General features: G+C 73.5%; 4 protein-coding genes. All 4 read right to left on the bottom strand.

From position 1 onward, the window contains the following. Nucleotides 1-101: 101 nt before the first annotated feature. The 4 genes from M0638_RS27060 to M0638_RS27045 all read right to left on the bottom strand — a co-directional run bounded on the left by M0638_RS27060 (nucleotide 102) and on the right by M0638_RS27045 (nucleotide 8,974). Nucleotides 102-1,232, bottom strand: coding sequence for a type III PLP-dependent enzyme (locus M0638_RS27060; protein ID WP_248670068.1), 1,131 nt, complete (start codon nucleotides 1,230-1,232; stop codon nucleotides 102-104). A gap of 446 nt (nucleotides 1,233-1,678) precedes the next feature. Continuing rightward, nucleotides 1,679-2,581 (bottom strand): transglutaminase family protein, encoded by a 903-nt coding sequence (locus M0638_RS27055; RefSeq protein ID WP_248670067.1) that lies wholly within the window; start codon nucleotides 2,579-2,581, stop codon nucleotides 1,679-1,681. A 10-nt stretch (nucleotides 2,582-2,591) separates the two neighbouring features. Then, nucleotides 2,592-5,117, bottom strand: coding sequence for a circularly permuted type 2 ATP-grasp protein (locus tag M0638_RS27050; protein WP_248670066.1), 2,526 nt, complete (start codon nucleotides 5,115-5,117; stop codon nucleotides 2,592-2,594). A 365-nt stretch (nucleotides 5,118-5,482) separates the two neighbouring features. Then, nucleotides 5,483-8,974, bottom strand: a complete 3,492-nt coding sequence (locus M0638_RS27045; protein WP_248670065.1) for a transglutaminase family protein — start codon at nucleotides 8,972-8,974, stop codon at nucleotides 5,483-5,485. Nucleotides 8,975-9,362 lie beyond the last annotated feature (388 nt).

Raw genomic sequence — 9,362 nt, 5'->3', positions numbered from 1 at the left:
GTTCTCCCCGTCGCCTCCGTCCAGTTTCCCATGGCGCCCGACAGCCCCGGCTGCGTCAGCGCCCGAAGCGCCCGACGCCGAGCGCCACGCAGCGCCGGCCGCTACACGTAATGCTCGGCCAGCGGCCTGAACCCGTTGAACCCCTGGCTGGCGTAGGTCGTCACATACGCCCCCGTCGCCAGCAGCTCCACGCGGTCCCCGGCGTCCAGCGCCAGCGGCAGGCGGTAATTCGACTTCTCGTACAGCGTGTCCGTGCTGTCGCAGGTCGGCCCCGCGATCGTCACCGGCCCTTCCGCGCCGCCGTCGTGCGGCGTGCGGAACGCGTACTTGATCGCCTCGCCCTCGGTCTCCGCCAGGCCGCCGAACCGCCCGATGTCGAGGTACACCCAGCGCACCGGGTCGTCCGTCGCCTTGCGGCTCACCAGCACCACCTCGGCCGAGACCACGCCGGCATCGCCCACGATGAACCGCCCCGGCTCGATCACGATCTCGGGCAGCGCGTTGCCGAAATGCTCGGCCATCGCGCCCATGATCGCCTGCCCGAAGCGGTCGATCTCCGGCACCTCCTGGCGGTAGCGCACCGGGTAGCCGCCGCCGAGGTTCACCATGCGCACGTTCACGCCCGCGTCGCGCAGGTCGGTGAACAGCATCGCGCACTTGGCGATCGCCGCCTCGTAGGCGTCCGTCCGCACCTGCTGGCTGCCGACGTGGAAGGAGAGTCCGAACGGGTCGAGCCCCAGCTCGCCGGCCAGCACCATCAGCCCGCGCGCCATCTCCAGCTCGCAGCCGAACTTGCGGCTCAGCGGCCACTCCGCGCCGTCATTGCCCACCAGGATGCGGCAGTACACGCGGCTGCCGGGCGCCGAGCGCGCCAGCTTGCGCAGCTCCCCCTCGGAGTCGAAGGCGAACATCCGCACCCCGCGCGCGTAGGCGTCGCGGATCGCGCTCTCCTTCTTCACCGTGTTGCCGTAGGAGATGCTTTCGGGCGCCGCGCCGGCGTCGAGGCACGCCGCCACCTCCTCGTAGGAGGCCGCGTCGAAGCAGGAGCCGAGCCCGACCAGCCGGTCGAGGATCGGCGCCGCCGGGTTGGCCTTCACCGCGTAGTAGATGCGCGCGAGCGGCAGCGCCGCGTGCAGCCGGGCGTAGTTCTCCGCCACCCGGTCGACATCGACCACGAGGCAGGGCGTCGCAGGCGCGGAATCGCGCAGGAACCGTGCGACCTTGGGGGTCATCGCACCATACTCCCGAGGACAGCGAGGACCGTCCCGGCGTGCGGGTGCGGCCCCAAGTTGACGAAACGGTCGAACGAACCAGCGACCAGAGAAACCGGCGGCCAGGGCCACCGGGGTTGCCAGAACGCTTGACGTCGTTGCGTAAACCTTTGGCCGCGTTGGATTCTGCGGCCTGGGGCCAGAGGCACGTGCGTACTGCGTCTGCGGCGCATATACGGCCGCCCCACCCCCCTGCAAAGCGGAGATTTGGCGACGGCGCCGGATTTTTTCAGTTCGATGACACCGCGCGCAGGGGCGCTTTCCCGGGCCGCGGGGCAGGCATGCGCCCCTCGCCGGACGCGCGATCGGCTCCGCGATTCCGCCGCCCGGCAGCTCGCGGCATGCGCAGGGGCAATGGCGGGACGGCGCCCGCCCGGCCTGGCCGGCGGCCGTTCAGCCCCGCCGCGCTATTCCCACTCGTCCGCCGGCACCAGGTCGACGCCCACCTTCAGGCTGTCCGTCCCGCCGCCCAGGATCACGCCGCGCACCGGGCTGATGTCGCCGTAGTCGCGCCCCCAGCCCAGCACCACGTGCTCCTCCTTCACCACGATGCCGTTGGTGGGGTCGAGGTCCACCCAGCCATGCTCCGGCCCCATCCAGGCACCGACCCAGGCATGCGACTGGTCCGCGCCCTGCCGGCGCTTCTGCCCCGGCGGTGGCCGCGTGCGGATGTAGCCCGAGGTGTAGCGCGCCGGGATGCCGAGGCAGCGCAGCGCCGAGCACATCAGGTGCGTGAAGTCCTGGCACACCCCCTCGCGCCGCTCCAGCACCTGGCTCACCGGCGTCGAGAGGGTGGTGACGCCGGCGCGGAACTTGAACTCGGTGTAGATGCGCTCGTTCAGCTCCAGCAGCCCCGCCAGCACCGGCCGGCCGGGCGTGAAGGACTTGCGCGCATACTCGCCCGCCCCCGCATGCGCCGGGCACATCGGGCTGCCGAAGCGGAACTCCGCGGCGCGCCAGGCCTCCCTCCCCGGACCGCCCCCCGGGCCGCCCGCATTCGCCGCCTCCACCACCTTCTCCCAGGCCGGCGTCGCCTCGGGCGGGGGCGGGTCGGGGAAGCGCACCTCCACCTCGGAGACCGCCGTCACCTCGAAGCTCGGATGCGCCGCGTCGTGGAACAGCCACGTCACGTGGTTGCCGAAGTGGTCGAGCGCGTCGCGCCGCCGCGCGGGCGGCGGCTCCACCAGCAGCTCGGTCGCGACCACGCGCTGGAAGGGCAGGGCGCGCGGCTGCACCCGCACCGTGTGCACGGCGAGGTCGACCGGGCTGCCGTAGACGTAGCGCGTGGCGTGGCGAACCTTGTAGATCACGGAACGCCCCTCACGCCGTGCCGCGCAGCCGGTGCGGCCCGCCCTCGACGCCGACGGCGCGCGGCGTCGGCAGCAGCACGAAGTAGCGCCGCACGATCGCATCGGAGAGCGACGCGGCCTCGGCGCCGATGGCGCGCAGCCGCTTCGGCAGCCGCGCCGTCGCCTCCAGTTGCTGCGGCGAGTCCGCCACCTCCGCCACCAGGGCCCGCCCCTGCGCCAGCAGCGCCGCCGCGCGCACCGCGAGCGGCGCCTCCGCCTCGCCGGCGATCTCGGTCAGCGCGTCGCGCATGGCGATCAGCTGGAAGGCGAGGCCGCGCGGGTTGCCCTCGTCGGCGAGCAGCAGGTCCAGCACCGGCGCCGGCTGCAGCACGGTCAGGTAGCGGGTGCGGTAGGTGATGGCGGAATCGCACAGCTCCAGCATCAGGCGCAGCGCCATCTCCATGCGGCCGGCCTGCGCGACCTCCGGCTGCTCCAGCGCGCAGGCGAGGTCGGCCGCGACCGCCTGCGCCCGCTCGATGCGCCGCCCGAGATCGAGGAACAGCCGCCCGCCCGAGCGCACCATGTTCTCCGCCGCGAGGCCGGAGACGGTGGCCACGAATTGCAGCAGCCCCGCCGTCGCCTGCGAGAGCGGCTCCAGCCCGTGCCGGCCGTCGCGGCTGGCATGGGCGGCGCGCAGCGCCTCGGTCATGTCGCGCAGCGCATGCGTCACCGTCGCGTGCATCTCGCCGCTGAGCCGGTCGCGCAGTACCTCGGTCAGCCGGCCGATGCGGTTGAGCTGGCGCAGCAGCGTGCCGTTCTCGCGCGCGGCGAGCGGCAGGGCCCGCAGCAGCGGGCCGAGCGCGCCGCTCTTGGCGATCTCCGCCTCCAGCAGCCCGCCCTCGACGAGGCAGGCGGCCAGCGCCCGCACCTCCGCCGTCTCGCGCGGCGAGGGGTTGTACCGGTTCAGCCGGTTGACCATGGTGCGCAGCCGGCGCGCCGCGCCCTCCAGCCGCTCCAGGTACCGGCCGAGCCAGAAGAAGTCGTCGGCGACGCGGCTCGGCATGTCGCCCTGCGGCCGGCGGATCGAGAGCGGCGGCATCGCCACGCTGCCCGGCCCCACCACGTGGGTGCCCTCCTCGATCGCCACCCAGACGTCCTTGCACAGCGCCCGCCGCGGCAGCTCGCCGGCGAGGGAGTCGCCCGGCTCCAGCGCGCGCGCGAGGCCGCCCTGCAAGGCGCGCCAGGTGGTGCCGTCGAACACCAGGAACAGGCGCATCACCACGGGCTTGGGCACGAAGCCGCCCGCCTCGACGCAGGGCGCCACCGAGGGCTGGATGGCGGCCGAGACGGCGTGCTCCCACGGCGCCTCGTGCATGCGCCGCAGCAGCCGCTCGCGCGCCGGCGGGGCCAGGGCGGAGAGCGGCTTCGGCGCCACCGAGCCGTCCAGCGCCGGCCGCACCAGCCAGTCGCCGAGGTCGCCGACTCGCCCGCGCATCGCCGCGTCGCCGAGCCAGAGGGTCGGCACGCTCGACAGCAGCAGCCGCTCACCCAGCAGCCGCTCGGCCAGGCCGGGCAGGAAGGCGGCCAGCGCCGGCGCCTCGGCGAAGCCCGAGCCCGGGTCGTTGACGATGCGCACCCGGCCGGAGCGCGCCGCGTCGAGCAGCCCGGCGACGCCCTGGCTCGGTCCCGGCTCCAGCTCCAGCGGGTCGATGGTGCGCCCGTCCTGCCGGCGCAGCAGCACGTCCACGGGCCTGAGCCCGCGCAGCGTCTTGACGAACAGCCCGCCGTCGCGGGCGGTGAGGTCGCCATCCTCGACCAGCCCGCAGCTCAGCTCGCGCGAGAGCATCACGTGCTCGAACCAGAGCGGGTCGCGCGGGCCCGGCGTCAGCAGGGCGATGCCGGGCGAGCGGCCGGCGACGGGGGCGAGGCGCTGCAGCGCGTCCTGCCAGATCTCGAAGAAGGGGCGCAGCCGCTGCACCTCGCGCCCGCCGAACAGCTCGGGCAGCACGCGGGTGACGACGCGCCGGTTCTCCAGCGCATAGGCGACGCCGTTGCCGCGCGCCGTGCGGTCGGCCAGCACCCGCCACACCCCGTCCGGCCCGCGCAGCAGGTCGGCGGCGTAGAAGGAAAGGAGCTGGCCGCGCGCCCCGCCGTCGCGGGCGCGGTCGGGCGGCGGCGCCTGGATCGGGCGCAGGAAGGCGGGGTTGGCGTAGGCCAGCGCGGGCGGCAGCGTGCCGTCGGCGAGCAGTTCCTGCCGGCCGTACACGTCCTGCAGCAGCGCCTCCAGCAGCCGCGCGCGCTGGGCGAGGCCGGCCTCCAGCATGGCGAATTCGGCGGCGGCGAGCGGCAGCGGGATCGGGTCGCAGCGCCAGGCGCCGGCGTCCGGCTCGATGCCGCTGGCAACCTCCTCCAGCAGGGCGCGGGAAAGCTGGCGGCTGCGCTCGGCCACCTCCTCGCGGCCGAGGCTGGCCAGGATGCCCAGCAGGCCACGCCATGACGGGCGCAGGCCGCCGCGCCCGTCCACCATCTCGTCGAGGGGCGCGGTTTTCGTCGTCACGACTCCTAGCTTATGCGGGATTCATGGCGGGGAAGAAATGCCCCCGGCGCGGGTCTCCCGCCGCATTGATGCGCCGGCGTGGAAGCTGTGGCGCGGAGGCCACTGTGTGGCATGGGCGCCTCGCGGTCGGCGCCCCTTCCCGAGGCGGGTGCCGCCCTTCCTGGGCCTGCTCCCGCCCCAGGATCCAACCGGGGCGAAGCCTCCTCGGACCCTCCCGTTCGGCGGATGGGTCTCGCGCCTTTCGGCATCGGGTACGCCGAGCGTCGGCCGAGGGCCAGGAAGCCGGCGCTTCCCGGCGGATGGGGCCCGGGGAGGGCAGGGCCCTTCCCGGGGAGGGTGCGGGGAGGGCCCTGCCCTCCCCGCCGTCAGTACGCCCCGATCTGCACGCGGCGCAGGTCGAGCGTGCGCGGCTGCTCCAGCGAGACGACGAGCGGCGGCTCGGCCATCGGCCCCGGCGTGTGGCCGAAGGCGAAGAAGCGGGTGCGGCGGCGCGCCTCCGCCTCGTTGGCGTTGACCGGGCGGGTCTCGTAGCTGCGTCCGCCCGGGTGGGAGACGTGGTGCGTCAGCCCGCCGAGCGAGCGGCCGGTCCAGCGGTCGTAGATGTCGAAGACCAGCGGCGACTGGGCGGTCACGGTCGGGTGCAGGGCGGAGGGCGGGTTCCACGCCTTGAAGCGCACGCCGCCGACATACTCGCCCTGCCGGTCGGTGCTGGTCAGCGGCACCGCGCGGCCGTTGCAGGCGAGGATGTAGCGCTCGTCCACCCAGCCCGAGACGCGGGCCTCGACCCGCTCGGCCGAGCTGTCCACGTAGCGGACGGTGCCGCCGATGCCGGGCTCCTCGGCCAGGGTGTGCCAGGGCTCCAGCGCGTAGCGCAGCTCGAGGTTGACGCCGCGCACGGAGACGTCGCCGATCCGTGGGAAGCGGAACTCGAAGTGCGGGATGAACCACTCGTCCTTCAGCGGGGCGCCGAGGGCGCGCAGCTCCTCCAGCACGTCGCGGAAATCCTGTTCCACGAAGTGCGGCAGCATGAAGTCGTCGTGCAGGCGGGTGCCCCAGCGGACCAGGCGGCGCTCGTAGGGCTTCTGCCAGAAGGCGGCCAGCGCCGCGCGCATCATCAGCATCTGCGCCGCGGCCATGCGCTGGTGCGGAGGCATCTCCAGCGCGCGGTACTCGACGAGGCCGAGCCGGCCGGAGGAGGATTCCGGCGCGTACATCTTGTCGATGCAGAACTCGGTGCGGTGCGTGTTGCCGGTCATGTCCGCGAGCAGGTTGCGGAACAGCCGGTCGGTCAGCCAGGGCGGCGTCTCGACGCCCGGCTTCACCTGGGAGAAGGCGATCTCCAGCTCGGCGACGCTGTCCTCGCGCGCCTCGTCCACGCGCGGGTGCTGCGAGGAGGGGCCGATGAACAGGCCGCTGAACAGGTAGGAGAGGCTCGGGTGGTTGTGCCAGAAGCCCAGCATCGACTTCAGCAGGTCCGGCCGGCGCAGGAACGGGCTGTCGGGCGCGCGGGCCGAGCCGAACACCACGTGGTTGCCGCCGCCCGTGCCGACATGGCGGCCGTCGACCATGAACTTCTCGGCGATGAGGCCGGTCTGGCGCGCCTCCTCGTAGAGCTGCTCGTTGCGCTCGATGAACTCGGCCCAGTTGTTGTACGGGTGGACGTTGACCTCGATCACGCCCGGGTCGGGCGTGACGGAGAAGTGCAGCAGGCGCGGGTCGCGCGGCGGCAGGTAGCCTTCGAGGATGACCTTGCGGTTGAACTCGGTCGCCGTGTCCTCGATGGCGGCGCAGAGGTCGAGCCAGTCCTCGGCCGTGTAGAGCGGCGGGAAGAAGACGTGCAGCACGCCGCCGCGCGCCTCGACGGCCAGCGCGGTGCGCACGATCTCGGGGTATTCGCGGTCGGTGTGCGGCCGGCCGTCGGCGAAGCGCAGGTTGGCGGGGCCCACCAGCGGCTGGCCGTAGCCGGGCTGCGAGCCGTCGCCCACGGACTGCGCGACGCGCAGCGGGCCGAAGCCGTCGCCGTACTCCCCGGAGGCGCCGGCGCCGTACTCGCTCTCGTCCTGCGGGACCGGCCGGAACGCCTCGGCGCCGCCGCCCGGGGCGGCGCCCGGCGCGCCCATGCCGCCGGTGCGGCGGTACTGCTGGCGCGCCAGCGCCGGGTGCGGCGGCAGCGGGGCCAGCGGCGCGAAGGGATCGCGCTCCACGTCGTAGTCGATGTCGCCCTGGTCGGCCCAGAGCAGGCTCTGCAGCGGCAGGCGGTAGCCGACCGGGCTGTCGCCGGGGACGAGGAACATCAGGTCGCCGCGGAAGAACCACTTGCCGGACTGCCAGCGGCGCGCGCCGTCGCGGATCACGCGGCGGATCGGCAGCACGCTGCCCACCACGCTGTTGAGGCCCTGGCCGTAGACGCGGGCGAGTCGCTCGCGCTCCAGCTCGTCCTTCAGCTTGGCGTCCTCGGCGATGACGTTGGCCGGCAGGCGGTGCTCGCGCCAGAGGTAGTAGTGGATGTCCTCGTAGGCGGGGATGACGTAGCCCGGATCGACCTGCAGCCGCTCGGCCAGGGCGTGGGCGAAGCGCGCCGCGTCGTCGGGCGTCGCGTTGTCCACCGTGTCGTCGGAGGCGAGCAGCTCGGGGTTGCGCCAGATCGGCTCGCCGTCCACGCGCCAGTGCGAGTAGAGCGCCCAGCGGGGGAGCTGCTCGCCCGGGTAGTGCTTGCCCATCGCGTACTGCAGGGCGGCGCCGGGCGACCAGAGCTCCTTGAGGCGGCGCAGCAGCCGGCCGGCATAGGTGCGCTTGGTGGGGCCGAGCGCCTCGGTGTTCCACTCCGGCGCGTCCATGTCGTCGGCGGCGATGAAGGTCGGCTCGCCGCCCATGGAGAGGCGCATGTCGCCGGCGTCCAGCTTCTGGTCCACGGCGCGGCCGGCGACCAGGATGTCCTGCCACTGCGCCTCGGTGTAGGGCTTCGTCGTGCGCGGCGTCTCCAGCACGCGCGTGACGGACATGGCGAAGTCGAAGGTGGTCTCGGCCTTCTCCAGCAGGCCGGAGATCGGCGCCGCCGAGGAGGGCTCGGGGGTCGCGGCGAGCGGGATGTGGCCCTCGCCCGCCATCAGGCCGGAGGTGGCGTCGAAGCCGACCCAGCCGGCGCCGGGCAGGTAGACCTCGGCCCAGGCGTGCAGGTCGGTGAAGTCGGCCTCGGGGCCGGTGGGGCCGACCAGCGACTTCACGTCCGCCGTGAGCTGGATCAGGTAGCCCGAGACGAAGCGCGCGGCGAAGCCGAGGTTGCGGAGCAGCTGCACCAGCACCCAGGCGCTGTCGCGGCAGGAGCCCTTCGCGTTGCCGAGCGTCTCCTCCGGCGTCCACACGCCGGGCTCCATGCGCACGATGTAGGCGATGCGCTCCTGCACCTTGCGGTTCAGGTCCACCAGCATGTTGACGGTGTGCTGCTCGCCTTTCGGCACCTCGTCGATCAGCGCCTGCAGCAGCGGGCCGGGCGTGTCGGTGCGCCGGTACGGGGCCAGCTCCTCGGCCAGCACGGGATCGTAGGCGAAGGGGAAGGTCTCCGCCTCGGGCTCGAGGAAGAAGTCGAACGGGTTGATCGTGGCCATGTCGGCCACGAGGTCCACCGTGACGTCGAAGTGCGTCACCTTCTCCGGGAAGACCACGCGTGCCTGGAAGTTGCCCGACGGGTCCTGCATCCAGTTGATGAAGTGCGGCTTCGGCTCGATCTTCAGCTCGTACGAGACGATCGGCGTGCGCGCGTGCGGCGCCGGGCGCAGGCGGATCGTCTGCGGGCCCAGGCTGATCGGGTGGTCGTAGCTGTAGGACGTGCGGTGGTTCAGGGCGACGTGCAGCGGCATGGAGCGGGCTCTTGGTCCAGCGGATGGATCAGGGCTGAAGGAGGGGGCCGGTTCGGTTCCGGACTAGCAAGAACCGGACCTGAACGCGTGTCCAGATCCGGTCGGCCGTCGGGGCCGGTGGCGGAGGGCGGTCCGGCGTGTTCTGTTCCCGCCGCGTGCCAAGTGTCGAGGACGCGGCCGACCCATCCGGGCGCCGATCGCGATGCGCGGCAAACAATCAGGTTTCCGTGAAGGCGTCCAGGCTCGCGCCGCGCCCGGCCGCGCATTCCAGTCCTGCCCGTTTTGCGGTCGCGGCGCCCAGATCTGCGGCGGGCGCGGGACTGCCGGCTCGGCGGAGCGCGCGGGGCGGGGGTGGGCAGGGCGGGGTGGGCCGGGCCGCCCTCGTCGC

Source organism: Roseomonas acroporae, from assembly GCF_023223525.1.
Lineage (GTDB): Bacteria > Pseudomonadota > Alphaproteobacteria > Acetobacterales > Acetobacteraceae > Roseomonas_E > Roseomonas_E acroporae.
This window is presented reverse-complemented; position numbering and strand designations above follow the sequence as displayed.

Bases quoted from the DNA above. Each gene is read 5' to 3' on its own strand.
- M0638_RS27060 (WP_248670068.1), bottom strand. From the start codon at position 1,232: ATGACCCCCAAGGTCGCACGGTTCCTGCGCGATTCCGCGCCTGCGACG.
- M0638_RS27045 (WP_248670065.1), bottom strand. From the start codon at position 8,974: ATGCCGCTGCACGTCGCCCTGAACCACCGCACGTCCTACAGCTACGAC.